The sequence below is a fragment of the Actinomadura sp. NPDC047616 genome, assembly GCF_040642915.1.
Taxonomy (GTDB): Bacteria; Actinomycetota; Actinomycetes; order Streptosporangiales; family Streptosporangiaceae; genus Spirillospora; species Spirillospora miaoliensis.
Window position 1 is genome coordinate 95,816 of the sequence record NZ_JBEYTB010000003.1, and the last position, 26,190, is coordinate 122,005.

25 protein-coding genes are annotated in these 26,190 nt (G+C 74.1%); 9 read left to right on the top strand and 16 right to left on the bottom strand.

Annotated elements, in window-relative coordinates; all coding sequences use genetic code 11:
• The first annotated feature begins 2 nt into the window (after positions 1–2).
• From ABZ801_RS08060 to ABZ801_RS08070, 3 genes are read left to right on the top strand one after another with little or no spacing between them, the layout of a single operon-like run.
• On the top strand, positions 3–881 hold the full coding sequence (locus tag ABZ801_RS08060; RefSeq protein ID WP_360694384.1) for a metal ABC transporter permease: 879 nt from the start codon (positions 3–5) through the stop codon (positions 879–881).
• Complete coding sequence (locus ABZ801_RS08065) at positions 878–1,318, top strand: transcriptional repressor (RefSeq protein WP_360694388.1); 441 nt, start codon at positions 878–880, stop codon at positions 1,316–1,318. Before ABZ801_RS08060 ends, ABZ801_RS08065 begins: the two co-directional genes overlap by 4 nt.
• A gap of 59 nt (positions 1,319–1,377) precedes the next feature.
• On the top strand, positions 1,378–1,803 hold the full coding sequence (locus tag ABZ801_RS08070) for an OsmC family protein (RefSeq protein WP_344950077.1): 426 nt from the start codon (positions 1,378–1,380) through the stop codon (positions 1,801–1,803).
• 56 nt (positions 1,804–1,859) lie between these two features.
• On the opposite strand, the gene ABZ801_RS08075 is transcribed toward ABZ801_RS08070, so the two are convergent.
• The 3 genes from ABZ801_RS08075 to recO all read right to left on the bottom strand — a co-directional run bounded on the left by ABZ801_RS08075 (position 1,860) and on the right by recO (position 4,517).
• Positions 1,860–2,792, bottom strand: a complete 933-nt coding sequence (locus tag ABZ801_RS08075; protein ID WP_360694393.1) for a TauD/TfdA family dioxygenase — start codon at positions 2,790–2,792, stop codon at positions 1,860–1,862.
• A 124-nt stretch (positions 2,793–2,916) separates the two neighbouring features.
• Complete coding sequence (locus ABZ801_RS08080) at positions 2,917–3,714, bottom strand: isoprenyl transferase (protein WP_344950072.1); 798 nt, start codon at positions 3,712–3,714, stop codon at positions 2,917–2,919.
• Positions 3,711–4,517 (bottom strand): DNA repair protein RecO, encoded by an 807-nt coding sequence (recO, locus tag ABZ801_RS08085; RefSeq protein ID WP_360694396.1) that lies wholly within the window; start codon positions 4,515–4,517, stop codon positions 3,711–3,713. Before recO ends, ABZ801_RS08080 begins: the two co-directional genes overlap by 4 nt.
• Positions 4,518–4,695: 178 nt before the next feature.
• On the opposite strand from recO, the gene ABZ801_RS08090 reads away from it, so the two are divergent.
• Complete coding sequence (locus ABZ801_RS08090; protein ID WP_360694399.1) at positions 4,696–5,721, top strand: M4 family metallopeptidase; 1,026 nt, start codon at positions 4,696–4,698, stop codon at positions 5,719–5,721.
• A 99-nt stretch (positions 5,722–5,820) separates the two neighbouring features.
• Complete coding sequence (locus tag ABZ801_RS08095) at positions 5,821–6,075, top strand: protealysin inhibitor emfourin (RefSeq protein WP_344950064.1); 255 nt, start codon at positions 5,821–5,823, stop codon at positions 6,073–6,075.
• A gap of 100 nt (positions 6,076–6,175) precedes the next feature.
• Here the strand turns inward: ABZ801_RS08095 and leuA are convergent, their stop codons facing one another.
• From leuA to ABZ801_RS08110, 3 genes are all read right to left on the bottom strand, one after another.
• Complete coding sequence (gene leuA / locus ABZ801_RS08100; RefSeq protein WP_360694402.1) at positions 6,176–7,906, bottom strand: 2-isopropylmalate synthase; 1,731 nt, start codon at positions 7,904–7,906, stop codon at positions 6,176–6,178.
• 217 nt (positions 7,907–8,123) lie between these two features.
• Complete coding sequence (gene ddaH / locus ABZ801_RS08105; protein ID WP_360694405.1) at positions 8,124–8,921, bottom strand: dimethylargininase; 798 nt, start codon at positions 8,919–8,921, stop codon at positions 8,124–8,126.
• On the bottom strand, positions 8,918–9,529 hold the full coding sequence (locus tag ABZ801_RS08110; RefSeq protein WP_344950057.1) for a zinc-ribbon domain-containing protein: 612 nt from the start codon (positions 9,527–9,529) through the stop codon (positions 8,918–8,920). The genes ddaH and ABZ801_RS08110 overlap by 4 nt, the downstream gene beginning before the upstream one ends.
• Before the next feature lie 102 nt (positions 9,530–9,631).
• Here ABZ801_RS08110 and ABZ801_RS08115 point away from each other — a divergent pair, with 102 nt between their 5' ends.
• A complete protein-coding gene (locus ABZ801_RS08115; RefSeq protein ID WP_360694408.1) occupies positions 9,632–10,573 on the top strand; it encodes a hypothetical protein in 942 nt (313 codons plus the stop codon).
• Positions 10,574–10,612: 39 nt separating this feature from the next.
• Here ABZ801_RS08115 and era read toward each other — a convergent pair whose 3' ends face one another.
• From era to ABZ801_RS08130, 3 genes are all read right to left on the bottom strand, one after another.
• Positions 10,613–11,554 carry a GTPase Era gene (era, locus tag ABZ801_RS08120; protein WP_360695666.1) on the bottom strand — a complete coding sequence of 314 codons (942 nt, stop codon included), beginning with the start codon at positions 11,552–11,554 and terminating at the stop codon, positions 10,613–10,615.
• Between the two features lie 59 nt (positions 11,555–11,613).
• Positions 11,614–14,982, bottom strand: coding sequence for a BTAD domain-containing putative transcriptional regulator (locus ABZ801_RS08125; RefSeq protein WP_360694411.1), 3,369 nt, complete (start codon positions 14,980–14,982; stop codon positions 11,614–11,616).
• A gap of 79 nt (positions 14,983–15,061) precedes the next feature.
• On the bottom strand, positions 15,062–17,200 hold the full coding sequence (locus ABZ801_RS08130; RefSeq protein ID WP_360694414.1) for an MMPL family transporter: 2,139 nt from the start codon (positions 17,198–17,200) through the stop codon (positions 15,062–15,064).
• 140 nt (positions 17,201–17,340) lie between these two features.
• Here ABZ801_RS08130 and ABZ801_RS08135 point away from each other — a divergent pair, with 140 nt between their 5' ends.
• Entirely contained in the window at positions 17,341–17,682 is a 342-nt protein-coding gene (locus tag ABZ801_RS08135; protein ID WP_344950045.1) for a cytidine deaminase, read from the top strand.
• A 54-nt stretch (positions 17,683–17,736) separates the two neighbouring features.
• On the opposite strand, the gene ABZ801_RS08140 is transcribed toward ABZ801_RS08135, so the two are convergent.
• From ABZ801_RS08140 to ABZ801_RS08155, 4 genes are all read right to left on the bottom strand, one after another.
• Positions 17,737–19,047, bottom strand: a complete 1,311-nt coding sequence (locus ABZ801_RS08140; RefSeq protein ID WP_360694417.1) for a hemolysin family protein — start codon at positions 19,045–19,047, stop codon at positions 17,737–17,739.
• Positions 19,048–19,153: 106 nt separating this feature from the next.
• Entirely contained in the window at positions 19,154–19,633 is a 480-nt protein-coding gene (gene ybeY, locus ABZ801_RS08145; protein ID WP_344950039.1) for an rRNA maturation RNase YbeY, read from the bottom strand.
• A complete protein-coding gene (locus ABZ801_RS08150; RefSeq protein WP_344950036.1) occupies positions 19,634–20,689 on the bottom strand; it encodes a PhoH family protein in 1,056 nt (351 codons plus the stop codon).
• A gap of 159 nt (positions 20,690–20,848) precedes the next feature.
• The gene (locus ABZ801_RS08155; protein ID WP_360694421.1) at positions 20,849–21,193 is read right to left on the bottom strand and encodes a histidine triad nucleotide-binding protein; all 345 of its coding nucleotides are present in this window, start codon (positions 21,191–21,193) and stop codon (positions 20,849–20,851) included.
• 338 nt (positions 21,194–21,531) lie between these two features.
• On the opposite strand from ABZ801_RS08155, the gene ABZ801_RS08160 reads away from it, so the two are divergent.
• Positions 21,532–22,074, top strand: a complete 543-nt coding sequence (locus ABZ801_RS08160; RefSeq protein ID WP_344950030.1) for a SigE family RNA polymerase sigma factor — start codon at positions 21,532–21,534, stop codon at positions 22,072–22,074.
• A 226-nt stretch (positions 22,075–22,300) separates the two neighbouring features.
• On the top strand, positions 22,301–22,960 hold the full coding sequence (locus ABZ801_RS08165; protein WP_360694424.1) for a hypothetical protein: 660 nt from the start codon (positions 22,301–22,303) through the stop codon (positions 22,958–22,960).
• Positions 22,961–23,085: 125 nt separating this feature from the next.
• On the opposite strand, the gene ABZ801_RS08170 is transcribed toward ABZ801_RS08165, so the two are convergent.
• Genes ABZ801_RS08170 through hrcA form a run of 3 tightly spaced genes read right to left on the bottom strand, consistent with a single transcriptional unit; the run spans position 23,086 to position 26,013 of the window.
• Positions 23,086–23,817: a 16S rRNA (uracil(1498)-N(3))-methyltransferase gene (locus ABZ801_RS08170; protein WP_360694427.1), complete on the bottom strand. Its 732-nt coding sequence runs from the start codon at positions 23,815–23,817 to the stop codon at positions 23,086–23,088.
• A 42-nt stretch (positions 23,818–23,859) separates the two neighbouring features.
• Complete coding sequence (dnaJ, locus tag ABZ801_RS08175; protein ID WP_344950022.1) at positions 23,860–24,996, bottom strand: molecular chaperone DnaJ; 1,137 nt, start codon at positions 24,994–24,996, stop codon at positions 23,860–23,862.
• On the bottom strand, positions 24,997–26,013 hold the full coding sequence (gene hrcA, locus ABZ801_RS08180; RefSeq protein ID WP_344950017.1) for a heat-inducible transcriptional repressor HrcA: 1,017 nt from the start codon (positions 26,011–26,013) through the stop codon (positions 24,997–24,999).
• Between the last annotated feature and the right edge of the window lie 177 nt (positions 26,014–26,190).

Sequence of the window (26,190 nt, forward strand, 5' to 3'; positions counted from 1 at the left end):
CGATGCTGGACATGCTGCAGTACGACTTCATGAGGATCGCGCTGGTCAGCGCGGTCCTCATCGGCCTGACCGCCCCGGCGGTCGGCACGTTCATCGTCCAGCGCAGGCTGTCGCTGCTGGGCGACGGCGTCGGGCACATCGCGCTGACCGGGATCGGCCTGGCGCTGCTCACCGGGACGTCCCCGCTGCTGGGCGCGCTGGCGGTGTCGGTGCTCGGCGCGGTCGCGATCGAGGTGCTGCGCGCGCGCAGCCGGAGCGGCGGCGACGTGGCGCTGGCGATCCTGTTCTACGGCGGGCTGGCCGGGGGCGTGCTGCTGACCAACCTGGAGGGCGGCGGCACGAGCCTGCAGGCCTACCTGTTCGGGTCGATCAGCAGCGTGACCGCCCGCGACCTGTACGTGGTGGCGGGCCTGGCCGTGGTCGTCCTCGGCATCGTGCTGCTGTTCGGCCGGGAGCTGTTCCTGCTGTGCCAGGACGAGGACGTGGCGCGCGCGTCGGGGCTGCCCGTCCGGTTCCTCAGCGTGCTGATCGCGGCGACCGCCGCGGTCACCGTGGTCATCGCCATGCGCGCCATCGGGCTGCTGCTCGTCAGCGCGCTGATGATCGTCCCCGTGGCGGCGGCCCAGCAGGTGACGCGGGGCTTTCGCGCCACCATGCTGGTGGCGATGGGAGTCGGTGTACTGTCGGCGGTGACGGGGCTGGCGGGGTCGTTCCAGTACGATCTGCCGCCGGGTCCCTCGATCGTGCTGCTGGCCCTGGCGATCTTCCTGGCCGCGGTGGTCGGGGGTTCGGTGGTGCGCCGGCGCCGCGCGGTCCAGGCCCCGCTCCCCGGCGAGGCTCGGGCGGACGCGACAGCCGAGGCGGAGGTAAGAGGGGGATGACGACGACCCGCCGCAACGCGGTACGGCAGGCCCTGGCCAAGTGCGAGGGCTTCCGCAGCGCCCAGGACATCTACGCCGACCTGCGGGCGGGCGGTTCCAAGATCGGGCTGACCACGGTCTACCGGGCCCTGCAGGCGCTCAGCGACTCCGGCGAGGTGGACGTGCTGCGCACCGACGACGGCGAGGCCGTCTACCGCGCCTGCCGCAGCGAGGAGCACCACCACCACCTGGTCTGCCGCGGCTGCGGCCGCACCGTGGAGGTCGCGGGCCCGGCCGTGGAGAAGTGGGCCGACGCCGTGGGGGCCGAGCACGGGTTCGTGGACATCACCCACACCGTCGAGGTGTTCGGCACCTGCGCCGACTGCGCCGCGTCCGACGGCGCGTCCGACGGCGCGTCCGGGAACGCGCCGGGCAGGGCGGCCGCGGGCAGATCCTGACGCGCTCTTGGGCAGCCCGCCGTAACCGGCGGACGGGGGCCATGGTGAAGAATCGAATCATGGCTACGACACGTACCGCGAACGCGCACTGGGAAGGGCCGCTGATGGGCGGCCAGGGCAAGGTCTCGCTGGACTCCTCCAAGGTCGGCACCTTCGAGGTGACCTGGCCGTCGCGGGCCGAGGAGCCCGACGGCCGCACCAGCCCGGAGGAGCTGATCGCCGCCGCGCACTCCACCTGCTACTCGATGGCCCTCTCGCACGGCCTGGCCGGCGCGGGCACGCCGCCGGAGAAGGTCGACACCCGCGCCGAGGTCACCTTCCAGCCGGGCGAGGGCATCACCGGCATCCACCTGACGGTGCGCGCGAGCGTGCCGGGCCTGTCGGCGGCCGACTTCGAGAAGGCCGCGCAGGACGCCAAGGCGGGCTGCCCGGTCAGCAAGGCCCTGGCTGGCACCAAGATCACCCTGGACGCCGCCCTGGTCTGACCCGCGCGAAACGGCGGCCCCGGCGTCAGCGTCCCGGGGCCGCCCTCATCGCGGCGTCACGGCGCCAGCCCGGGCCGGGCGGCGGGGCCGGTGCGCGGGACGCTGCGGCGGCCGTCGACCGAGACGGGGGCCTCCCCGGCGAGGCCGACGCGGTGCAGGCTGCGCGGGCGGTCGCCGAAGTCGTGCACGACACGATGCTGGGTGGTGCGGTTGTCCCAGATCGCCACGTCGCCGGGCGCCCAGTGCCAGCGCACCGTGTTCTCCAGCCGGGTCACGTGCTCCTGGAACAGGCGGATCAGCGCCTGGGAGTCGGCCCGGTCGCTGAGGCCGACGACGGAACGGGCGAAGCCGCCGAGCAGGAGGGCGCGCTCCCCCGTCTCCGGATGCACCCGGACGACCGGGTGCTCGGTTTCGAAGGTGACCGTGGTCAACGGCTCGCGGCGCCGCCGCCCTGCCCTGGTGGCGTGCGGACGGACGTAGTCGTACCTGTTGGTGTGCAGCGCCCACAGCCGGTCGGCGACCTCCCGCAGCTCGACCGGCAGGCCGTCATAGGCGGCCGCGGTGTTGGCCCAGACGGTGTCGCCGCCGTGGGGCGGCACCCGCACCGCGCGCAGCACCGACGCCTTGGGCGGACGGTCGGTGAAGCTGGCGTCGGTGTGCCACTCGTCGGCGCGCCGGCCGGGTGCGTCGCCGACGTCTAGGACGTGCTCGTGGCCGTCGAGCGGGGGCAGGGTCGGATGCGCGGCGGTGGGCTCGCCGAGCCTGCGGGCGAACTCGACCTGCCCGGCGGGGTCCAGATGGTGCTGGTCGCGGAAGAACAGCACCCTGTGGCGCAGCACCGCGTCCCAGATCCGCGCCACCACGCCGTCCGGCAGGTCGCCGCTCAGGCGCACGCCGGAGACGACGGCGCCGATGCGGCCGGCCACCGGCGTGACGCGCGGCGGCCCGGCCGCCGTGGTGCGGGCTGAGTCCAGGACCCGATGCGACATGGGCACGACCGTACGCGGCACGGCACATCTAGTCAACTTAACAGATAGGAATTGTGAATTAGCGCCAACGGCGAGGGTGCGGGGAACACCCTGCCGAGAAACGCGGGCCGCGCGGGCCGGAAGGTCAGGTGGCCGGGGCGGGCGCCACCGGGTTGGGCACCGCGCCGCCGTAGCGCCGGTCACGCGAGGCGTACAGCTCGCACGCGTGCCACAGGTGCCGCCGGTCGAAGTCGGGCCACAGCGTGTCGAGGAAGACCATCTCGGCGTACGCCGACTGCCACAGCAGGAAGTTGGAGATGCGCTGCTCGCCGGACGAGCGCAGGAACAGGTCCACATCGGGGATGTCCGGCTCGTCCAGGTAGCGGGCGAACAGCTTCTCGTCGACCTTGTCCGGCGACAGCCGGCCGTCGCGCACGTCCCGGGCGATGGCGGCGGCCGCGTCGGCGATCTCCGCCCGGCCGCCGTAGTTGACGCAGAACTGCAGGGTCAGCACCTTGTTGTTCCGCGTCATCTCCTCGGCCGTCTCCAGCTCCTTGATGACGCTGCCCCACAGCCGCGGCCGCCGCCCCGCCCAGCGCACCCGCACGCCCATCGCGTGCAGCTGGTCACGGCGGCGCCGGATGACGTCGCGGTTGAAGCCCATGAGGAAGCGCACCTCGTCGGGCGAGCGCTTCCAGTTCTCGGTGGAGAAGGCGTACGCCGACAGGTAGGGGACGCCCAGCTCGATCGCCCCCATGATCACGTCGAAGAGGGACTCCTCCCCCATCTTGTGCCCCTCGGTGCGCGGCAGGCCCCGCTGCTTGGCCCAGCGCCCGTTGCCGTCCATCACGATGGCCACGTGCCGGGGCACCAGGTCCGCCGGGATGGCGGGCGGCCTCGCGCCGCTGCGGTGCGGTACCGGGGGCTGTACGGCCCTTGTCAAACTCGCTCCCTGTGGTCGGTCGTGTCGTCCGCCTCGGCGCCGCCGGCGTCCCCGCCCCGTCCGTCCGGATACGACTCGCGCGCCACGTGCCGCAGCGACCGGATGCCGTGCTCCAGATGCCACTGCAGGTACGCCGCCACGAGGCCGCTGCACTCTACCCGGTGCCGTGGCTCGCTGCCGTCGGCCAGCTCCCAGTCGCCGCGCAGCAGCGCCAGCATCAGCGCGAACGTCGGCGGCGCCGGGGTGGCCGCGCCCGGCTGGCGGCAGCGCGCGCACACCGCGCCGCCCGCCGGGATGGCGAACCCGCGCAGCTGCCCGCGCGTGCCGCACCGGCAGCACTCGTCGATGGCCGGGGCCCACCCGGCGACCGACAGGGAACGCAGCAGGAACGCGTCCAGCACCAGCCGCGGGTCGTGGGCGCCCTCCGCCAGGGTGCGCAGCCCGCCCACCAGCAGCAGGAACTGGCGCAGCGCGGGCTCGCGCTCCTCGGCGGTGAGCTTCTCGGCGGTCTCCAGCATCGCCGTCCCGGCGGTGTAGCGCGGGTAGTCGGCGACCAGCTGCTGCCCGTACGGCCGCAGCGTCTCGGCCTGGGTGATCAGGTCGAGCGAACGCCGCTCGTACAGCTGCAGGTCCACGTGCGTGAACGGCTCCAGCCGCGCCCCGAAGCGGGACTTGGTCTTGCGGACCCCCTTGGCGGCGGCGCGGATGCGCCCGGTGCGCCGGGTCAGCACCGTCACGATGCGGTCGGCCTCGCCCAGCTTCTGGGTGCGCAGGACGATGCCTTCGTCGCGGTAGAGGGTCACCCGCCCATTCTCCCGCACTTCGCCCGCCCGGGAGACGACCCCCGGCGGTGTCGGGCCCGCGGGTATACGTGCCTCCGGCGTCCGGGAGACCCTCTCATTACCGTCCGTGACCGGAATAGGCCGCATCCGTAGCCCGGAACCTGTGGCCCCGCCCACGTGGAACTGGCAGCGTTGTTCCATGAGATGCACAATCGTGCCACCGCACATGCTCGAACGGCTCGCCGGCGGCGATGACCCGGCGCTGCGCGAGATGGCCCGCCGCACCCTCACCTTCAGCTCCGCCGCCCGGACGCAGCGCCGGACGCTGGCCGTGAGCACGCCGTCCCCGGCGGAGGACTTCGTCCCCAAGCGCACCATCTACGACGCCGGGCAGCGCGAGGACCTGCCCGGCCGCGAGGTGCGCGCCGAAGGGCAGGAGGCCACCGGCGACACCGCCACCGACCAGTCCTACGACTGGCTCGGCGTGACGTTCGACTTCTTCGAGTCCGCCTACCGCCGCGACTCCATCGACGGCGCCGGGCTGCCGCTGCTGTCCACCGTCCACTACGGCCGCGACTACGCCAACGCCTTCTGGGACGGCCAGCAGATGGTGTACGGGGACGGCGACGGCACGGTGTTCCTGGGCTTCACGGAGCCGCTGGACGTCACCGGGCACGAGCTGACGCACGGCGTCACCCAGTACACGGCCAACCTGGACTACTACGGGCAGTCCGGCGCGCTCAACGAGTCGGTCTCCGACGTGTTCGGCTCGCTGATCAAGCAGTCGCACCTGGGGCGGACCGCCGACCAGGCCGACTGGCTGATCGGGCAGGGCCTGCTGGGCGACAGCGTGAACGGCGTGGCGCTGCGGTCGATGAAGGAGCCGGGCACCGCCTACGACGACCCGCGCCTGGGCAAGGACCCGCAGCCCGGCCACATGGACGACTACGTGGAGACCTACCGCGACAACGGCGGCGTCCACATCAACTCCGGCATCCCCAACCGGGCGTTCTACCTGGCGGCCACGGCGATCGGCGGGCACGCCTGGGAGAAGGCGGGCCGGATCTGGTACGACACGCTCACCGGCGGCGGCCTGTCCACCGAGGTGGACTTCGCGGGGTTCGCCGCCGAGACCGTCAAGACCGCCACCCGGCTGTACGGCGCGGACGCCGCCGAGACCGCCGCGGTGAAGGAGGCGTGGTCCGGGGTAGGCGTGCGGGCATGACATCGGACGAAGGACAGGCGACGTGGCGCGGCCCCCTCCGCGCCCGCCCGGGGCGTCACGGAGGTGACCGGCGGCACCGATGAGGCAACCGGAGGCAGAGTGAAGGTCACAGTGGTCCGCAGCGGCGGGTTCGCCGGGATCGAGCAGCGGGCCGAGTCCGACAGCGTCAGCGACCCGATGCTGGCACGGCTGGTCGACCGGGTGGACCTCAGCGCCGTGCCTCCACCCGGACGCATACCCGACCAGTTCCTCTACGACATCGACATCGACGGCGACACCGCCACCGTCGGGGAGGCCCAGCTTCAGGGGCCGCTGCGCGAACTGGTCCACCACGTCCTGGGGCGCGCACGCTGATCCGCCGACGCGGTGACGCGGCGAGAGACGGGTCCGCCGGTATGGCGCACCCGGTGGCCTGGCGGGTGCCGCGCCGCCCCGCCAGGCCACCGGGGCCGTCTCAGCGCGGGCCGGCGGCGTCCGTCTCGGCGGCGCGGGCCACGCGGTTGACCGCGGACAGGATGGCCTTGAGCGAGGCGGTGACGATGTTGCCGTCGATGCCGACGCCCCACACCGCCGTGCCCTCCACGTCGCACTCGACGTAGGCGGCGGCGCGGGCGTCGCCGCCGGCGCTCATCGCGTGCTCGGCGTAGTCCAGGACCCGTACCCGCACGCCGACGGTGGCCAGCGCCGCCTCGAACGCCGACACCGGGCCGTTGCCGACGCCCTCGATCTCGCGGATCTCCCCGTCGACACGGACGTCGCAGCTCAGCACGTCCTTCTCGTCCACCCGGGAGACCGCGCGGTGGGCCAGCAGCCCGACCCGCGGCCCGTTGGCCAGGAACTCGGCCTCGAAGATCTCCCACATCCGCTCGGCCGTGACCTCGCCGCCCGTGGCGTCGGTGTGCCGCTGCACCACCCGGGAGAACTCGATCTGCAGGCGCCGCGGCAGGTCCAGCGAGTGCTCGTGCTTCATCACGTACGCCACGCCGCCCTTGCCGGACTGGCTGTTGACGCGGATGACGGCCTCGTAGGTGCGGCCCACGTCCCTGGGGTCGATCGGCAGGTACGGCAGCTCCCAGCGGAACTCGTCCACCGGCACCCCGGCCTCGGCGGCGTCGGCCTCCAGCGCCGCGAACCCCTTCTTGATCGCGTCCTGGTGGGAGCCGGAGAAGGAGGTGTAGACCAGGTCGCCCGCGTAGGGGTGCCGCTCGTGCACCGGCAGCTGGTTGCAGTACTCGACGGTGCGGCGGATCTCGTCGATGTCGGAGAAGTCGATCTGCGGGTCGACGCCCTGGGAGAACAGGTTCATGCCCAGCGTGACCAGGCACACGTTGCCGGTGCGCTCGCCGTTGCCGAACAGGCAGCCCTCCACCCGGTCGGCCCCGGCCATGACCGCCAGCTCGGCCGCCGCCACGCCGGTGCCGCGGTCGTTGTGCGGATGCACCGACAGGCACACGTGCTCGCGCCGCGACAGGTTGCGGCTCATCCACTCGATCTGGTCGGCGTACACGTTGGGCGTGGACCGCTCGATGGTGGACGGCAGGTTCAGGATGATCTCGCGGTCCGGGCCGGGCTCCCAGACGTCCATGACGGCCTCGCAGACCTCCAGGGCGAAGTCCAGCTCGGTGTCGATGAAGATCTCCGGCGAGTACTCGTAGCCGAAGTCGCAGTCGCCCAGGTACTGCCCGGCGTACTTCATGACCTGCCGCGTGCCCTCGACCGCGAGGTCCTTGCACTCGTCGCGGCCGATGCCGAACACCACGCGGCGGAACAGCGGCGCGGTGGCGTTGTACAGGTGGACGGTGGCGCGCTCGGCCCCCACCAGGGACTGCACGGTGCGCTCGATCAGTTCCTCGCGCGCCTGGGTCAGCACCGAGATCCGCACGTCGTCGGGGATCCGGTCCTCCTCGATCAGGCGGCGGACGAAGTCGAAGTCGGTCTGGCTGGCGGAGGGGAACCCGACCTCGATCTCCTTGTAGCCCATCCGCACCAGCAGCTCGAACATCTTCAGCTTGCGGTGCCCGTCCATCGGGTCGATCAGGGCCTGGTTGCCGTCGCGCAGGTCGGTGGACAGCCACCGCGGCGCCTGGGTGATCGTCTTGCCCGGCCAGGTGCGGTCCGGCAGGTCGACCGGGGTGAACGGCCGGTAGCGGTGCACGGGCATGCCGGACGGCTTCTGAGAATTCATGGTGTGGAGGAGCCCTCTGTGCTCGAAAAAAAGTCCTGGCGGCCGACGCTCAGGTCAAAGCCCCGCAGCGAGGGAGCCGACCTGTCTACAGGCCCCCGCTGCGGCCGCTAAGGAGAAGCAGCTCGCGGAGCACGGGTGCAAAGCTAACAGATCTCATCCATGTAACGGAAACCGCGTCCGCCATCTGAGACCCGCGGGTCCGCGCCGCGACGCGCCGTCACGGGCCGGCCGGGCGGTCGCCTGGGACGTCCCCGGGGATCAGCACCGACAGGCAGGTGACGCAGCCCTCCAGCGCCTCGAACTCGCTGATGTCGACGCGGGTGACGCGCCAGCCGTCGGCGGCGAGGCGTTCGGCGGTGCGCGGCGCGGAGGCGGCCAGCAGCACGTGGTCGGGGCCGAGCACCACCACGTGCGCGCCGGCGGGTTCGGGCGCCACCCGCAGGCCCGGCAGCACCGAGGTGTCGACGTGCTGGGGCAGGCCGATGAGCGACCCGTCGGGCAGCGCCGTCATCGCCGACTTCAGGTGCAGGCGGCCGTCGACGGCGACGGGCACCACCCGGCGCGCCCCGAGCAGCCGGGCCAGCTCGCAGATGCCCTCCTCGTTGGTGCGTCCGCTGCGTCCCACGTAGACGGTGCCGCCCGCCTGCAGCACGTCGCCGCCGTCCAGGGTGGCCGGCGCCTCGACGCGGACCACCCGCAGGCCGAGTTCGCGCACGAGCTTCTCGGTCGCGACCGTCTCGCCGCGCCGCCGCGGCGCCCCGGACCGGCACAGCACGGCCAGGTCGCCGCACACCACGACGGTGTCCTCGACGAACACCGCGTCGGGGTGGGCGTCGGACGGTTCGACGGCGCGCACCCGCCAGCCCGCGTCCGCCAGCGCCGCCACGTACTCGGCGTGCTGGCGCGTCGCGAGCCCGACGTCCACGGGGCGGCGCTGGAGATGCGTGACGATCCCCTCGGCCAGCCGCGGCCCCGGCGCGCGCACCAGGGCCGTGCCCGGCTGCGCCGTGGTCACTTGGACGCGCCCTCGGTGGTGACGATCACGCCGAGCGCGTGCGCCCGGGACATGCCCAGCAGGTGGGCGACGTGGTGCAGGGTCTGCCGCTCCCGCTCGGTGAGCGGGCCGTCGGCGAGCCCGATGCGGACGGCCTGCGCCAGGAACCACTCCTTGGCCTCGACGGCGAGCTGCCCGCCGGCGCGGGAGATCTCCTCCTCCAGGAACTCCGGCCGCAGCCGCAGGTCGGCGTCGACCGCCTCGTCGTCGTAGTAGCCGTCCCCGTACCCGGTGACGGCCTCGATCGCCCGCGCGCGGGCCGCGCCGTCGGACGGGTCGCCCGCCCGCAGCACCAGGCCGGCAGCGGCGCGCATGCCCGCCGGGAGCGCGGCGGCCATCTGCTGCGCGGTCGGCGCGCGCAGCACCGACGGGGCGAACCGCGTCCGGCAGGTCCGGCACTCGACGACCTCCCCCACCTGGCCGAGCGGGATCACCGGCAGGAAGAACAGCGTGAACCAGCGCCGTCCCGTCCGCCGCCGGTAGGCCCGGTCGCCGCCGCAGCGCGGGCAGTGGAACGTGCCCTCGCTGACCGTGCGGAAGAACACCGACAGGCCGAAAATTAGCAACACCGGGCCTCTCCTCCCGTATCGGGCTCCACTCCAACGTACCGATGTCCGCCGACCGCCGTGCCCGTCCGGGACGACGCGGTGGCCGCGCCTTACGCTGGGTTTGTGAGCGGTGACCTTGAACGCGAAGGGGACGACGCGCGGCGGCCGGACGGCCGGCCCGCCGTGGAACGGTCCGTTCCGGAGACGGGGCGTCCGGACTTCCTGCCGCCGTCCGGGGGTCACCCGCGGCTCGGGCAGGCGCTCGTGCCCCCGGCCCAGCCTCTGGTCCCGTCCGTCGAGCCGCCCGCGCCCCGTACCCCGTTCTGGGCGGGGACGCTGTGGAACGTCGGGGTGCTGGTCGCGGCGGCCGTGCTGCTGGTGTCGGCGTTCCTGCCGTGGGTGGCGGCGCGGGTGGTGCTGAGCGCCTTCGGCCAGACGATGACGCGCGATCTGGGCTCGGCGACGGGCCTGGACGCCGACGGGATGATCGCGGCGATCCCCGTCCTGGCCCTGGTCGCGCTGGGCATGGCGTTCTGGGGCCTGATCGCCGACGACCCGCGCGTCTCGTCGCTCACCGCCGTCCCCGGCGGGATGGCGCTGGTCACGTCCGGCATCTTCCTGATGCGCCTGGACGAGACGCGGCACCAGCTCGTCGGCCCCGACACGCCCTTCGGCTACGAGATCGTCCCCGCGTACGGCTGGTACCTGGCGGTGGCGGCGTCCCTGCTGGTGCTGGGCTTCGGCCTCGCCCGCCCCGTCGTCGCCCGGGTGAGCTCGTCGCAACCCGCCGCCCGACCGGCTCCGCCCCGGCCCCCGCAGCCCCCGCAGCCCCAGTGGTACGACGCCCGGCCGCCCGCCCCCGAGCAGCCCGTTGCGCGTCCGGACGCGCCCGGCGCCGAACAGAAGCAGGCCGCCGAGCCTCAGGAGACCCAGCGGAAGCAGGCCGCCGAGCCGGAGGAGCCCGGCCCCGAGCCGAAGCCCGGCAAGGCAGACGAGCCCAACAAAACAGACCAGCCCGGCAAGAAAGGCGAGCCCGGCAAGTCCGCGACATGGTCGCCGCCGTGACCGAAGGCCGGCCGGGTCACCTCGGGGGGCGCGTCGGGATCAGTCGTAGAAGCCCAGGCGGCGCAGCTGCTTGGGGTCGCGTTGCCAGTCCTTGGCGACCTTGACCCGCAGATCGAGGTAGACCTTGGTGCCCAGCAGGGCCTCGATCTGGCGGCGGGCCTGGGCGCCGACCACCTTCAGCCGCGCGCCCTTGTGGCCGATGATGATGCCCTTCTGGCTCGGCCGCTCGACGAACAGGTGCGCGTACACGTCGACCAGGTCGTCGCGGCCCTCGCGCGGCGCCATCTCCTCCACCACCACGGCGATGGAGTGCGGCAGCTCGTCGCGCACGCCCTCCAGCGCGGCCTCGCGGATGAGCTCGGCGACCAGCACCTGCTCGGGCTCGTCGGTCAGGTCGCCCTCGGGGTACAGCGCCATGCCCTCGGGCAGATGGGAGATCAGCAGGTCGGCGACCACGTCCACCTGGTAGCCGCTCTCGGCCGAGCACGGGACGATGTCGGCGAACTCGCCGAGCTCCTGGACGGCCAGCAGCTGCGCGGCGACCGTCTCGGGGTCGGCCAGGTCGGTCTTGGTGACGATCGCGACGACGGGCGTGCGCCTGACGTTGGCCAGCTCGCGGGCGATGAACCGGTCGCCGGGCCCGACCGGCTGGTCGGCGGGCACGCAGAACCCGATGACGTCGACCTCGGTCAGCGTGGAGCGCACCAGGCTGTCCAGCCGCTCCCCCAGCAGCGTGCGCGGCTTGTGCAGGCCGGGGGTGTCCACGACCACCAGCTGCGCGTCGGGCCGGTGCACGATGCCGCGGATCGCCCGTCGGGTGGTCTGCGGGCGGTCGCTGGTGATCGCGACCTTGGTGCCGACCAGGGCGTTCATCAGCGTCGACTTCCCCACGTTGGGCCGCCCCACGAAGCAGGCGAACCCGGATCTGAACGTCGCCCCCTCCTCGGGCGCCGTCCCCTCGGGGTCGCCCGGCGATGTCACCCTGTCAGCTCTCACGCCGTCAATTGTCCCTCACGCGGGCGGACGTCCAGGACGCGGTGTCAGGCGGCGGGGGCGCCGAGGGCCCGCAGGGCGTCGCGGGCCACCGCCGCCCAGTGCGCCGAGCCGACCGATTCCGCGACCTCGGCGGCGCGGCGGTAGTGGGCGGCGGCACGGTCGGGAAGCTCCAGGTAGGCGGCCAGGTCGCCGAGGGTGTGCGCGACGGGCCCGATCGTGGCGACGGCGGTGGCGGCGCCGGTGACGTGGCCCTCGTACGGCAGCAGCGCCTCGTACACCTCCGCGGCCAGGTCCCGCTGGTCCAGGGCGATCGCGCGGTGGCCGCGCACGGCCATGACCAGGTCGAAGAAGTAGTCGACGCGGCCCGGGCCCGCTTCGGCGGCGACCCGGCGGGCCTCGGCCACGCGGCCCGCGCCGGCCAGCGCCAGCGCGTAGACGTCGGCGGTGGCGCCGACGTGCGGCCACTGCCGCCACACCCAGCGCGCCTCGTCGACCAGTTCCCCGGCCCGTCCCTGCATCAGCCGCAGCGCGAACACGCCGAGGAACTGCATGCCGCGTTCGCTGCTCCAGATGCCGGTGCGTCCGATGGCCCTGCCCACCTCGGCGTAGACGCGTTCGGCATCCTCGTAGCGGGCGGCGAACGCGTGGCCGAGCGCGCGGAACCAGCCGGCGATCTGCGCCAGCAGCGGCATGTCGTACCGCTCGGCCAGGCGCCGGCCCGCCTCCAGGTGCTCCTGCGCGGCGTCCAGGTCCAGGGCGGCTACGGCGGCCTGGTGGATCTGCAGATGGGCCAGGACGGCGTAGACGGCCAAGTCGTGGTCGGTGGCCAGCCGCAGCAGTTCCATGCCGAGGGCGCGGCGCAGCTCGTGGTCGTCCGGGCCCCGGTAGGCGTTGAGGAAGCGGCCGTTCAGCGCCACGGCCAGCAGTTCGGGACGGCCGAGGCGGCGGGCGGCCGCCAGCGCCTCCTCGGCGGCGCGGACGTTGCGGTCGCTCGGCTCCCCGTCCAGCTCGATCGCCAGCGTGGTGAGCAGCCGCACGCGCAGCTCCTCGGCCGCGGCGGGCAGCCGGGCCAGGGCCTCCTCGGCGGCGTCGATGACGTCCCGGTCCAGCATGCCGTACTCGCGGCTGGTCCACAGGGTCGGCACGTCGAAGGCGACGATGACCCGGGCGAGCAGCTCGGGGTCGCCGGACGCGCGGGCGGCCGCGATGGCGCCGCGCCGCCGTTCCCGCGCCCGCACGACCTGACCGGCCAGCGCGCACGCGCGGATCGCGGCGGCCTCGGCCGTCAGGCGTTCGCGGACGGTCCCGGCCTCGGGCCGGTCGCGCAGCGTGTCGGCGACCTGCCGCCACAGCTCGGCCGCGGCCTGGTGGGCGAAACGCGTCTCGGCCGCGGCGGCGGCGAGCCGGGCGTAGTGGACGGCCTTGCCCGGCTCGGTCCCGGCGGCCAGGTAGTGGTGGGCGATGGCGGCCACCTCGCCGGGACGGTGCCGTTCCAGCGCGGCGGCCAGGCGGCCGTGCATCCGGGTGCGGCGGGCGTGCGACAGCTCCCCGGCGAGGGCGTCGCGGACCAGCGCGTGCGCGAAGCGGATGCGCCCGGCGGCGGGCTCGACCACCAGGCCCGCGGCGAGCGCGGCGTCCACCGCGTCGATCACCGCGTCCTCGCCGGCGCCGGACGCGTCGGCCAGCACGGGCAGGTCGGCGTCGCGGCCCAGCACCGCCGCGTACCGCAGCGCCTGCCGGGCGGGCTCGGGCAGCCGGGCGACGCGGCGGCGCAGCACGTCCCCGACGCCCGCCGGGACGCCCCGCACGGCCGCGGCGACCCCCTCGGCGTCCACCAGGCGGGCGGTCTCGCGGGCGAAGAACGGGTTGCCGCCGGTGCGTTCGGCGATGGCGGCCAGTGCCCCCTCGTCCACCTCGGCGGCGCAGGTGGCGCGCACCAGCGCGGCCACGTCGGCGGCGGCCAGGCCGGACAGCTCGACCCGCACCGGCTCCCGGCGGGCCAGGACGGCCAGGGCGGCGGCGAGCCGCTCGGGCGTCTCGGTCTGCCGGTACGTGCCGACGATCATGACGGGCCGGTCGCGCAGCCGCGGCGCCAGCTGGGCGAGCAGGTCGAGGGTCTCCTGGTCGGCCCAGTGCAGGTCGTCCTGGACGAGCAGGAGCGGCGCGTCCCCGGCGAGCCGGGCGAGGTAGTCGCCGACGGCCAGGTGGAGCCGGAACCGTCCGCTGGTGACGTCGCCGTCCCGCACGGTGGCGGCGCCGCCGTGACCGTCGGCGAGGAGCGGGCCGAGGCGGCGGGCCAGGTCACCGCCGGGCGGCCGCGCCGCGGCCAGATCCTGCAGCAGCTCGGCCCACGGCCAGGCCGCCGGGGCGCCGCCGGTCTCGGGCGCCCGGCCCCAGCCGCACGTCCACCCGTCGCCCGCCAGGGCCTGCGCGAGCCGTTCGACCAGGGAGGTCTTGCCCATGCCCGCGTCCCCGCTGACGAGCGCGACGACGCAGCGTCCGGCGGCGGCGGCGCGGGCGGCGTCGGCGAGACGGGCCAGCTCGGTCTCGCGTCCGAAGAACGGCGTCCCGCCCGGCAGCGGCGGCTCGGCAGGGGCGGCGGGGGCGAGCCGAAGTTTCGGCCGGTCCGGGGCCGGGAGGACGCCGTCGTCGAGGTGCGGGTCCTGGGCGAGGATGTCGGCCTCCAGGCGCCGCAGCGCCGGTCCCGGGTCGACGCCCAGCTCCTCGGTCAGGGCGGCGCGGGCCCGGCGCAGCGCCCCCAGGGCGTCGCCCTGACGGCCCGTCCGGTAGAGGGCCAGCGCCAGCAGCCGCCACGCCTCCTCGCGCAGCGGATGGTCGGCGGCGTGGGCCTCCAGGTCGGGGACGGCCTCGGCCGCCGCGCCCAGGCGCAGCATGGCCTCGGCGCGCCGTTCGACGGCGAGGCGGCGCCGCTCGTCCAGCCGGTTCGCCTCCGCCGCGGCCCACGGCAGGTCGGCGAACTCGGCGTAGGCGGGGCCGCGCCACTGCCCCAGCGCGTCCTCGGCGCTGCGGCGCGCCGCGGCCGCGTCGCCGGCGTCCAGCGCCTCGGCCGCCCGGTCGACCAGCGCATCGAACCGCCAGGCGTCGACGTCGTCCACCGGCAACCGCAGCACGTATCCGGGCGGCGCCGTGACCAGCACGCGGGCGGGGCTACGCGGCGGACGCGCCGGTTCCAGCGCGCGCCGCAGATGGGACACGAACGACTGCAGCCCCGCGAGGGCGCGCGGCGGCGCCCCGCCGGGCCACAGATCCACCACGAGCCGCTCGGCCGGGACCATCAGCCCGTGCGCCGCGACCAGCCTGGCCAGCACGGACCGCTGGCGGGGCCCGCCGAGGTCGGCCGCCGCCCCGCCGACCCGCACCTCGAAGCTGCCGAGCACGCGAATGATCGCCATGTCCCGGCCAGCGTAAACCGCCCCCCGGCGGAGGCCGCGCCGGGCCGCCCCGTACGGCCCGGCGCGGCCCGGCGGCGCGTTAGGCGCGGCTGGGCTCGCGCTCGGCGACGGCCGCGTCCGCCGGCTGGGGGGCCGCGCCGCCGTGCACGTCGATCGCCGGCAGCACCCGCTCCAGCGGACGCGGCAGCCACCAGTTGGCCCGTCCCAGCAACGTCATCGCGGCGGGCACCAGCACAAGCCGCACCACGGTGGCGTCCAGCGCGACCGCCACGGCCAGCCCGACGCCCATCTGCTTGATCACCAGCCCGGGGTCCAGGGCGAACCCGAGGAACACCGCCACCATGATGATCGCGGCGCTGGAGATGACGCGTCCGGTGGCGGCCAGGCCGATGCCGACCGAGCCGCGCGCGTCCCCGGTGCGCAGCCACTCCTCCCGCACCCGCGACAGCAGGAACACCTCGTAGTCCATGGACACGCCGAACAGCACCGCGAACATCAGCAGCACGATGAAGCTGGACACCGGCACGCTGTGCGGCAGGCCCAGCAGCTCGGCGCCCCAGCCCCACTGGAACACCGCCGTCAGCACCCCGTAGGCCGCGCCGATCGACAGCAGGTTCATCGCGGCGGCCTTCAGCGGCGTCACCAGCGACCGGAACACCACCATCAGCATGAGGAACGAGGTGGCGACGACCACGCCGATCACCGGCCACAACCGTTCGTCCAGCACCCGCGCCAGATCCACGTAGATCGCCGTGAATCCGGTGACCTCGGCACCGTCGGGCAGCGCGTCGGCGCGGATCCGCTCGACCAGCCCGGTGACCCGCTCGTCCTGCGGCCCGTAGGCGGGGACGACCGGCACCACGGCGGCGCTGCGATCGGGGGACAGCCGCGCGGGCGCCACGGCCACCACGCCCTCCGTGGCGGTGAGCCGGTCGCGCAGCGCGGGCAGCCCGGCGGGGTCGGCGCGCCGCAGGTCCACCGTCACCAGCAGCGGGCCGTTGGCGCCCGGCCCGTACGCCTCGGCCATCAGGTCGTACGCGCGGCGCACGGTGTTGGACGTCGGTTCGCTGCTGGCGTCGCTCGGCCAGGTGCGCATGTCCAGGGCGGGCGCGGCCAGCGTCAGCATGAGCACCAGCGCGGCCAGCAGCCACGCCCATGGACGGCGCGCCACCCCGTCGGCCCACCGCCGCACGCGCGGCGACTCCACGGCGATCTTCGCCCCGGCGGCGCGGTCGCGCCTGCGCAGCACCCGCCGGCCCGCCAGGCCCAGCACGGCCGGCAGCAGCGTCACCGCGCTCGCCACGGTCGCGGCGACGACGATCCCGGTGGTGAACCCCATGGTGATGAACACCGGAATGCGCGACAGCACCAGCCCGCACAGCGCCAGCAGCACCGTCACCCCCGCGAAGATCACCGACTGGCCGGCGGTGGCGGTGGCGCGGCCGGCCGACTCGGGCACGTCCAGCCCCTCGGCCAGGCCCTCGCGATGGCGGGTGAGGATGAACAGCGCGTAGTCGATGCCGACGCCCAGCCCCACCATGATCGCCATGGTCGGCGCGGTCGTCGCCACGTTGGTGAACGCCGCCACGATGGTGATGCCCGACACCCCGGCGCCCAGCCCGGCCAGCGCCACCACCAGCGGCAGGCCCGCCGCCACCACCGACCCGAACGCCAGCAGCAGGATGACCAGCGCCGCGCCGACGCCCACCGCCTCGGCCGCGCCGCCCGGCGCGGTGACGTTCTCGGGCACCATCCCGCCGAACTCGACCTGGTACCCGGCCGCCTCCAGGGGCCCGGCGGCCTCGCGCAGCCGGTCCAGCGTCGGCCCGGGCTTCAGGTCGGTGACGGGCACGTCGTAGCGGACCGTGAAGTACGCGGTGGCGCCGTCCCGGCTCGGCTGCGGCGGCTCCACCACGCTGACGTGCGGCAGGCGCCCCAGCCGGGCCCCGGCGTCGGCCAGCCGCGCCTGGTCGACGCGCCCCCTCTCGGCGTGCACCACGACCCGGGCGTCGGCCCCCGACAGCGCCGGGAAACGCTCCCTCAGCAGGTCCGTGGCCCGCTGCGAGCCCGTGCCGGTGAGGGTGTAGTCGTCGTGCAGCGCGCCTCCGGCGACGCCCGCGACGCCGCCGACCGCCCCCACCAGCACCACCCAGATGACGATCATCCGCCAGGGACGCAGCGCGGCGGCCCGTCCCAGGCGGTAGAGCAGACGTGACATTCCGGCTCCCCGTGCGTGAATGGACGCACCGAGCGTCGCCGCCCGCCCTTGCCGTCCACTTGCCGCCCACTTGCGGCCCGCGCCCCTGGACGCCTGACCCGCGCCCCGGGGCCCGGGGACGGCGCTCTAGGCTGGGCACCGTGAGCGAACTGAGCGCCGAGGACAGCAAGATCATCACGTTGGCCCGGTCCACCCGGGCCCGCACCGGCGCCGCCGAGGGCGCGGCCGTCCGCGACGACACCGGCCGCACCTACGCGGCCTGCACCGTGGACCTGCCGTCGCTGAAGCTGTCGGCCCTGCAGGTGGCCGTGGCCATGGCCGTGTCCAGCGGCGCCGACGACCTGGAGGCAGCCGCCCTGGTCACCGCCGACGACACCGCCCGCGACGCCGACATCGCCGCCGTCCGCGACCTCGGCGCCAAGGCCCCCCTGCTGGTCGCGGCGCCCGACGGCACCCTGCGCGGCACCGTCCAGCCCGGCTGACCCTGCGCTCCGGACCGCCGCACGCGCCGCCTAAGGCCCCAGGTCGTCAGGGCCTCAGGTCGTCGACTCGGCGCGTTCGGCGGTCTCCTCCCGGGGCTCGGTGCGGAGCCGCCGCACCAGCACCGTCCCGATGCGGTTGCGCCGCCCGGCGATGCTCTCGGCGCGCAGCGTCAGGCCCGCCACCCCGGCCGTGGCGCCCTCGATGGGCACGCGGCCCAGCGCGTGGGCCAGCAGCCCGCCGACGGTCTCGACCTCCTCGACGTCGATCTCCACGTCGAACAGCTCGGCCAGGTCCTCCACGGGCAGCCGGGCGGTGACCCGGGCGGTGTCGTCGTCCAGCCACTCCACCCGGGGCGCCTCGACGTCGTACTCGTCGGCGATCTCCCCGACGATCTCCTCGAGGATGTCCTCGATGGTGACCAGCCCGGCGGTGCCGCCGTACTCGTCGATCACGATCGCCAGGTGGATCTGCCGGGCCTGCATCTCGCGCAGCAGCTCGTCGATGGGCTTGCTGTCGGGCACGTAGGTGGCCGGACGCATCACCGAGGACACCTTCTCGGAGGTCTCCCCGCCGGGGCTCTCGTGGACGCGGCGCACCACGTCCTTCAGGTAGGCGATGCCGACGACGTCGTCCTCGTTCTCCCCCACCACCGGGATGCGGGAGAAGCCGCTGCGCAGCGCCAGCGACATCGCCTGCCGCAGCGTCTTGCCGCGCTCGATGAACACGATGTCGGTGCGCGGCACCATGACCTCGCGCACCAGCGTGTCGCCCAGCTCGAACACCGAGTGGATCATCTGCCGCTCGCCCGGCTCGATCAGGCTGCGCTGCTCGGCCAGGTCGACCAGGTCGCGCAGCTCGGCCTCGGAGGCGAACGGGCCCTCGCGGAACCCGCGGCCCGGCGTCAGCGCGTTGCCCAGCCAGATCAGCAGCCGCGGCAGCGGCCCGAACACCCGCGTCACGGGATGGATCACCGCGGCCCCGGCCAGCGCGATCCGGTCGGCGTGCTGCAGCCCCAGCGTGCGCGGGCCCACCCCGACCGCCACGTAGCTCACCACGATCATGATCGCGGCGGCCACCACGTAGGCCCGCCAGGTCTCGTCCAGCCACGCGATGCACAGGTCGGCGACCAGCACGGTCGCCACCAGCTCGCAGCTGATCCGCAGCAGCAGGACCATGTTGACGTACCGCGCCGGGTCGGCCACCACCTCGGCCAGCCGCCGGGCCCCGCGCCGCCCGTCCCGCAGCAGCTCCTCGACCCGGACGCGCGACACCCGGGCCAGCGCCGCCTCGGTGCCGGCCAGCAGCCCGGCCAGGACCACCAGCCCGGCCGCCAGCCCGAGCAGCCATCCCTGCGCAGTGTTCATCGCCCCGCTCCGCTCACCGCACGGTGCGGCGGGCGCGGCGAGGTGGGGGCGCAGGCCCCCGGCCTCCGCCGATCGTCCGCCCGGAGCGCCGGGCGCCCACCCGTGTTCATCGCTCCGCGCGTTTGTCCCGCCAGGACTTCAGCAGCTCGGCCTGCAGCCCGAACATCTCCTTGTGCTCCTCGGGCTCGGCGTGGTCGTACCCGAGCAGGTGCAGGATGCCGTGCGTGCACAGCAGCCGCAGCTCGTCCTCGGTGCTGTGGCCCGCCTGCGCGGCCTGCCGCTCGGCGACCGCCGGGCACAGGACGACGTCGCCCAGCAGCCCGGGGTCGGGTTCGTCCTCGTCCTCGGTGCCGCCCGACATCGACCCGGGACGCAGCTCGTCCATCGGGAAGGCCAGCACGTCGGTGGGGCCCGGCTCGCCCATCCACTTCTCGTGCAGCTCGCTCATGGCGGCCTCGTCCACCAGCAGCACCGACAGCTCGGCCAGGGGGTGCACCCGCATGCCGTCCAGCACGTGCCGGGCCAGCGCCACCAGGTCGCCCTCGTCGACCCGCACGCCGGACTCGTTCAGCACCTCGATGCTCATCTACCGCCCCCGCTTGCGGGACGACCCGCGCCCCGCCGCACCCTGCTTGATGCCCGGCACCCGCGACTCGTCGTAGCGGTTGTAGGCGTCCACGATGTCGGTGACCAGCTTGTGCCGGACGACGTCGTGACTGGTGAGCCGGCAGAAGTGGATGTCGTCGATCCCCTCGAGGATCTCCTGGACGACGCGCAGCCCGCTCTGCTGCCCGCTGGGCAGGTCGACCTGGGTGACGTCGCCGGTGACGACCACCTTGGACCCGAAGCCCAGGCGCGTCAGGAACATCTTCATCTGCTCGGGCGTGGTGTTCTGCGCCTCGTCGAGGATGATGAACGAGTCGTTCAGGGTCCTGCCGCGCATGTACCCCAGGGGGGCGACCTCGATGGTGCCCGCGGCCATCAGCTTGGGGATGGAGTCGGGGTCGACCATGTCGTGCAGCGCGTCGTACAGCGGGCGCAGGTACGGGTCGATCTTCTCGTAGAGCGTGCCGGGCAGGAAGCCCAGGCGCTCGCCCGCCTCCACCGCCGGACGGGTCAGGATGATCCGGTTGACCTTCTTGTCCTGCAGGGCCCGGACCGCCTTGGCCATCGCCAGGTAGGTCTTGCCGGTGCCCGCCGGGCCGATGCCGAACACGATCGTGTGCTTGTCGATCGAGTCGACGTACCGCTTCTGGTTGAGGGTCTTGGGGCGGATGGTCCGGCCCCGGCTGGACAGCACGTCCAGGGTGAGCACCTCGGCGGGGCGCTCCTCGGTCTGGTTCCGCAACATCGCCAGGCTGCGCTCCACGGCGTCGGGGGTGAGCGGCGTGCCGCCCTTGAGCAGCTCGATGAGCTCGGCGAACAGGCGGGAGACCAGCTCGGTCTCCGCCTCCGCCCCGGTCACGGTGATCTCGTTGCCCCGGACGTGGATGTCGCTGTGGAACGCGCGTTCGATGACGTGGAGCAACTCGTCCCGGGAGCCCAGCAGGCTCACCATGGAGTGGTCGTCCGGCACCACGATCTTGATCTGGGAGCGCGTGGCCGTGCGGTCGTCGCGCTCCAGGTGAGTTGATTCGACCATCAGCCGGGCCTTACGGCCTTCTTCGACCTGCCTTCTGTCGCTACCGGGTTTCCGCGTATGTCGCCATCCATGGTACTGGCCGCTCGCGACATGACGCCGCCGTATTTTCGGTGGCTACCCGCGGCGCCGCCGGGGAAACGGCGGCGGCCCGCCCGCCCGTCAGCCGGGCGGCCAGTTCAGCCCGCGCCCGCCGAGGACGTGCGCGTGCACGTGGAAGACCGTCTGCCCCGCCTGGGGACCGGTGTTGAACACCACCCGGTAGCCCGTCTCGGCCACGCCCTCGTCCACGGCCACCTGGTGCGCCTCGCTCAGCACCTCGGCCAGCAGGCCGGGGTCGGCGGCGGCCAGGTCGGCCACGCTCGGGTGGTGGTCGCGGGGGATCACCAGCACGTGCGTGGGAGCCTGCGGGTTGATGTCGCGGAACGCCACGGTGCGCGCCGACTCGCGGACGACCTTGGCGGGCACGTCCCCCGAAACGATCTTGCAGAACAGGCAGTCGGTCATCGGTCTCCCTCCGCGATCGTGCCCGAATCCTACCGAGCGGCGTCCGGCGCGTGGCCGCGGACGCCCCGCGCTGGATAGGGTCTCGCCGATCGACCATTGACGGATCGGCCGCATTCCACCGGTCCGCTGGATTAAGGTTGCAACCCTGGCGTACCCCCCGGTTCGAAACCCCTGCGCCTCCCGCCTTGTCGGCCGGTCGGGTTCGCCATGCACGCCGTCCCGAAGGCACTCATCCGAACGGATGGCCGGGGGACGGCAAAGGCGGCGGATAGGTGACCGAGGTTGGCAGGAACATGCCCTTTCGTAAACCGGACGACGAGGGTGCGCGTCCCACAGACGTGACCGAGACCCTCGTGGCCAGGGGCACGGCGGGGGCGGTGGCCGTCGCCTGGGATGCCGATCAGGCGGTGACCGCCCTCTACAGCGCCAACTACCGTTCGCTGGTGCGGCTCGCGGCGATGCTCGTCCGCGACGCCGGGACGGCCGAGGAGGTCGTCCAGGACGCCTTCGTCGCCATGCACGGCGGCTGGCGGCGCCTGCGCGACCCCGACAAGGCCCTGTCCTACCTGCGTCAGTCGGTGGTCAACCGGTCGCGGTCGGTGCTGCGGCACCGCGCTGTGGTGGAGAAGTACGCCCCCAAGGGGCTCCCGGACGCGCCCAGTGCGGAGGCGGGCGCGATCGGCGAACTGGAACGCAGCGCGGTGATCGAGGCGCTGCACCGGCTGCCCGCCCGCCAGCGGGAGGCACTGGTGCTGCGCTACTACGCCGACCTGTCCGAAGCGGAGATCGCCAGCGCGATGGGCATCAGCCGGGGCGCCGTCAAGAGCCACACGGCCCGCGGGATGGCCGCGCTGCGCAACGTCCTGGAGCAGTTCTCGTGACTTCCACCCAGCACCTGAGGCCGTCCGGGCCCTCCGGCCGGCCGAGGGGCGGCCCCGCCGCGCCGCGGGCCGTCCGGGGCGCGCGCCTGAGGGGCGACCCCGCGCACGGGACGGCGGAACCGCACCCGCCGTCGCGTGCCTGCGGGCCGCCCTCGCGACCGAGCAATCGAAAGGAGGACGGGGCCTCCACCGGCCTGCGGGCCGCCCCCTTCGCCCCGGAAGTGACATGACCGACCCCCACGACGAGTACGGCGACATCCTCCGCCGTGCGCTCAACGCGGAGGCGGAGAAGGTCACCCCCGCGGCCGACGGCCTGGAGCGGATCCGCCGCCGCATCGACGACCGACGCCGGCGCCGGTTCTCCTGGGACTGGTTCACCGCCAACTGGGCGCGTCCGCTGCTGGCGGTCGCGACCGCCGTGGCGGTCGCCGGGCTCGGCGTCTCGGCGCCGCAGACGCTGGGGTTCCTGTCGTCGACCGCCGGCGGCAACGGCTCGTCCGACGGTCACGAGCAGACCGCGCGGAACGGGTCGACGCCCGGCGTGCCCGGCGTGCCGCCCGGCACCCGCGTCCCGGACTCCTACGGCAGCGCTCCCGGCGACGACCCTTCGGCGTCCGTCTCCTCCACCCCGCCGACCACCAGCGGCTCACCCGCGTGCGGTCCCAGCGACACCACGACGGACCGGCCGTCCGCCAGCGGCTCCCCCGCCCCGCAGCAGAGCGGCACGTGCTCGACCCCGCCGACGTCGCCGACCCCGCCCACGCAACCGCCGCCCACCACGCCGACGACGACGCCTCCCAGCGAGCCCACCGAGCAGCCGGAGGCACCGACGTCGAGCGAGCCCGCTCCCGCCTCTACCGACGCGCCCGCCGTGGCCCCAGAGTGATCTGACGGTCACCGAGCCGAGCGCGCACAATCCCACACCCCGCGATCCCTCCAGCCCGGGATCGGCTTCCGCATGCCCGGAAACACGCGCCATGCCTGCGCCATGCGCATGCCCTGACGGGCGGCCTACCAGCGGCCGGTGGCGGCCAGCAGGACGGCCGCGGCCGCCACGCCCGCGGTGGAGGTGCGCAGGACGGTCGGGCCCAGGCGGACCGGACGCGCCCCGGCTGCGGCGAACCGGTCGAGTTCCTCGGGGGCGATGCCGCCCTCCGGGCCGACGATCACCACGATGTCTCCGCTGCCGGGCGGCCGCAGCGCGCTGAGCGGCTCGCCGGCCTCCTCGTGCAGGACGACGGCGCAGGCAGCGGCGGCGACCCGGGCCTCGACGTCGGCGGTGGCGGCCAGCGGCGGCACCTCCGGCAGCCAGCTGCGGCGGGCCTGCTTGGCGGCCTCCCGGGCGGCGGTGCGCCAGCGCCCCAGGGCCTTGTCGCGTTTCTCCGGGCGCCACTGCGTCACGCAGCGGGCCGCCGCCCACGGGACGATCTCGTCCACGCCCGCCTCGGTCATCGTCTCCACGGCCAGCTCGCCCCGCTCGCCCTTGGGCAGGGCCTGAACGACCACCAGACGCGGCTCAGGGCGCTCGTGGCGGTGCCGCGTGAGCACGTCCAGGGTCAGCGACGCGCGGTCGGCGGCGGCCACCACGCACTCGGCCAGCAGCCCGGCGCCGTCGGTGAGGTCGACGCGCTCGCCGGGCCGCAGCCGGCGCACGGTGGCCGCGTGCCGGCCCTCCGGCCCGCCGAGCAGCACGCGATCGTCCTCCAGCGCGGAGGACTCGGCCAGGAAGACCGGCGGAGACACGATTCCCGTTTCTTACTCGTTCCCGTCGGGCGGGGTTCCGTCCTACTGGTTGAACACGTCGCGCAGCCGTGAGAACACGCTGCGCTGCCCGGGGGCGAACTTGCCGGGCGGACGCTCCTCGCCTCGCAGCTCGGCCAGGCGGCGCAGCAGCTCCTCCTGCTCGTCGTCGAGCTTGGACGGCGTCTCGACGTTGACGTGGATGAGCAGGTCGCCGCGGCCGCTCTCGTTCAGGTGCCGCACGCCCCGCCCGTACAGGGTGATGACCTGCCCGGACTGCGTGCCGGGCTTGATGTCGACCTCCTCGGCACCGTCCAGCGTGTCGATGGTGACGCTGGTGCCGAGGGCCGCCGCGGTCATCGGGATCTGCACGGTGCAGTGCAGGTCGTCGCCCTCCCGCTCGAAGATCGGGTGCGGCTTCTCGACGATCTCCAGGAACAGGTCTCCGGGCGGGCCGCCGCCCGGGCCGACCTCGCCCTCCCCGGCCAGCTGGATGTGGATGCCGTTCTCCACGCCCGCCGGGATCTTGACCTTGACGGTGCGGCGGGTGCGGACCCGGCCGTCGCCCGAGCACTCCGGGCACGGGGTGCGGATCACGCTGCCGAAGCCGCCGCAGCGCGGGCACGGCCGCGAGGTCATCACCTGGCCGAGGAACGAGCGCTGCACCTGCTGCACCTCACCGCGGCCCATGCAGGTGTCGCAGGTCTCCGGGTGGGTGCCGGGCGCGCAGCCCGAGCCCTCGCAGGTGGTGCACACCACGGCGGTGTCGATCGTCAGCTCGCGCGTGGTGCCGAAGGCGGTCTCGGCCAGGTCCAGCTCGACGCGCAGCGTGGCGTTGCGGCCGCGCCGGGCGCGGGTGCGCGGGCCACGCGAGGTCGCCGTGCCGAAGAAGGCGTCCATGATGTCGCTGAACGGGAAGCCGGCGCCGCCGAACGGCCCGGCCCCGCCCGCGCCCGAACCCGCGGCCGCGAACGGGTCCACGCCCAGGTCGTACATCTCGCGCTTCTTGGGGTCGGAGAGCACCTCGTACGCCTGGGTGATCTCCTTGAACCGCTCCTGGGTCTCCGGATCGGGGTTGACGTCCGGATGCAGCTCGCGCGCGAGCCGCCGGTACGCCTTCTTGATCTCGTCCGGGCTCGCGTCGCGGCGGACCCCCAGGGTCGCGTAGTAGTCGTTGGCCACTTACGACCCCGCCAGGATCTGTCCAACGTAGCGTGCCACTGCCCGTACCGCTCCCATCGTGCTGGGGTAGTCCATGCGTGTCGGCCCGAGCACTCCGAGCCGAGCCAGGGTCCTGTCCCCGACGCCGTAGTCGGCCGCGACCACCGAGGTGAAGCGCAGCCCCTCGTCGGGGTTCTCCGTGCCGATCCGCACGGTAACAGAAGACGAGGACTCGCCGACCTCGCCGAGCAGGCGCATCAGCACCACCTGTTCCTCCAGGGCCTCCAGGACCTCGCGCAGGCTCTGCGAGAAGTCCACGGCCGCCAGGTTGGCGGCGCCGGCGAACACGATCTTCTCGTCGTGCTTCTCGACCAGCGTCTCCAGCAGCACCGACAGTACCGCCGCGGCGACCGGCCGGTCGTCCACCGCCACCTTCTCCGGGAGGTCGGCCACGGCGTTCGGCACCTCGCCGAGCCCGCAGCCGTCCAGGCAGGTGTTGAGCAACGCCCGCAGGTGCCCGACGGTGTCCTCGGAGACGTCGCGCGGCGTCTCGATGACCCGCTGCTCGACCCGGCCGGTGTTGGTGATCAGGACCAGCAGCAGCCGGTGCGAGGCCACCGGGACCAGTTCCACGTGCCGCACCGTCGAGCGGGTCAGCGACGGGTACTGCACCACGGCGACCTGGCGGGTCAGCTGGGCCAGCAGCCGTACCGTCCGGCCCACCACGTCGTCGAGGTCGTAGGCGCCGCTGAGGAACGTCTCGATGGCGCGCCGCTCGGCCGACGACAGCGGCTTGATCGTCGACAGCCGGTCGACGAACAGCCGGTAGCCCTTGTCGGTGGGCACCCGGCCCGCGCTGGTGTGGGGCTGGGTGATGTACCCCTGCTCCTCCAGCACGGCCATGTCGTTGCGGATCGTCGCCGGGGACACTCCGAGGTTGTGCCGGTCGGCCAGCGACTTGGACCCGACCGGCTCGTTGGTGGAGACGTAGTCCTCGACAATGGCGCGCAGGACCGCCAGCTTCCGGTCGTCGAGCACGTGGTCACCTCCCCTGCCCCCGTACTGGCACTCCATACTTCCGAGTGCCAAGTGTACGGCCCGGCGGGCACCGGCTGGAGTGCCTGGCGCGGCCGGAAGCAGCCCCGGGGCGTTCCCAGGGCCGTGCCCCTGGCCGGTCGCGGCCTCCCGGGGGGCGCGCCACGCCGAAGGACGTGC

What these genes read in the sequence shown, in the direction of transcription:
- ABZ801_RS08125 (WP_360694411.1), bottom strand. Translation starts at nt 14,982, where the DNA reads ATGGCGATCATTCGCGTGCTCGGCAGCTTCGAGGTGCGGGTCGGCGGG.
- ABZ801_RS08150 (WP_344950036.1), bottom strand. Translation starts at nt 20,689, where the DNA reads ATGGTCGAATCAACTCACCTGGAGCGCGACGACCGCACGGCCACGCGC.
- ABZ801_RS08155 (WP_360694421.1), bottom strand. Translation starts at nt 21,193, where the DNA reads ATGACCGACTGCCTGTTCTGCAAGATCGTTTCGGGGGACGTGCCCGCC.
- ABZ801_RS08075 (WP_360694393.1), bottom strand. Translation starts at nt 2,792, where the DNA reads ATGTCGCATCGGGTCCTGGACTCAGCCCGCACCACGGCGGCCGGGCCG.
- leuA (WP_360694402.1), bottom strand. Translation starts at nt 7,906, where the DNA reads ATGAATTCTCAGAAGCCGTCCGGCATGCCCGTGCACCGCTACCGGCCG.
- ABZ801_RS08065 (WP_360694388.1), top strand. Translation starts at nt 878, where the DNA reads ATGACGACGACCCGCCGCAACGCGGTACGGCAGGCCCTGGCCAAGTGC.
- ABZ801_RS08090 (WP_360694399.1), top strand. Translation starts at nt 4,696, where the DNA reads ATGAGATGCACAATCGTGCCACCGCACATGCTCGAACGGCTCGCCGGC.
- ABZ801_RS08070 (WP_344950077.1), top strand. Translation starts at nt 1,378, where the DNA reads ATGGCTACGACACGTACCGCGAACGCGCACTGGGAAGGGCCGCTGATG.
- ABZ801_RS08140 (WP_360694417.1), bottom strand. Translation starts at nt 19,047, where the DNA reads ATGAACACTGCGCAGGGATGGCTGCTCGGGCTGGCGGCCGGGCTGGTG.
- ABZ801_RS08165 (WP_360694424.1), top strand. Translation starts at nt 22,301, where the DNA reads ATGACCGACCCCCACGACGAGTACGGCGACATCCTCCGCCGTGCGCTC.
- ybeY (WP_344950039.1), bottom strand. Translation starts at nt 19,633, where the DNA reads ATGAGCATCGAGGTGCTGAACGAGTCCGGCGTGCGGGTCGACGAGGGC.
- ABZ801_RS08130 (WP_360694414.1), bottom strand. Translation starts at nt 17,200, where the DNA reads ATGTCACGTCTGCTCTACCGCCTGGGACGGGCCGCCGCGCTGCGTCCC.
- ABZ801_RS08060 (WP_360694384.1), top strand. Translation starts at nt 3, where the DNA reads ATGCTGGACATGCTGCAGTACGACTTCATGAGGATCGCGCTGGTCAGC.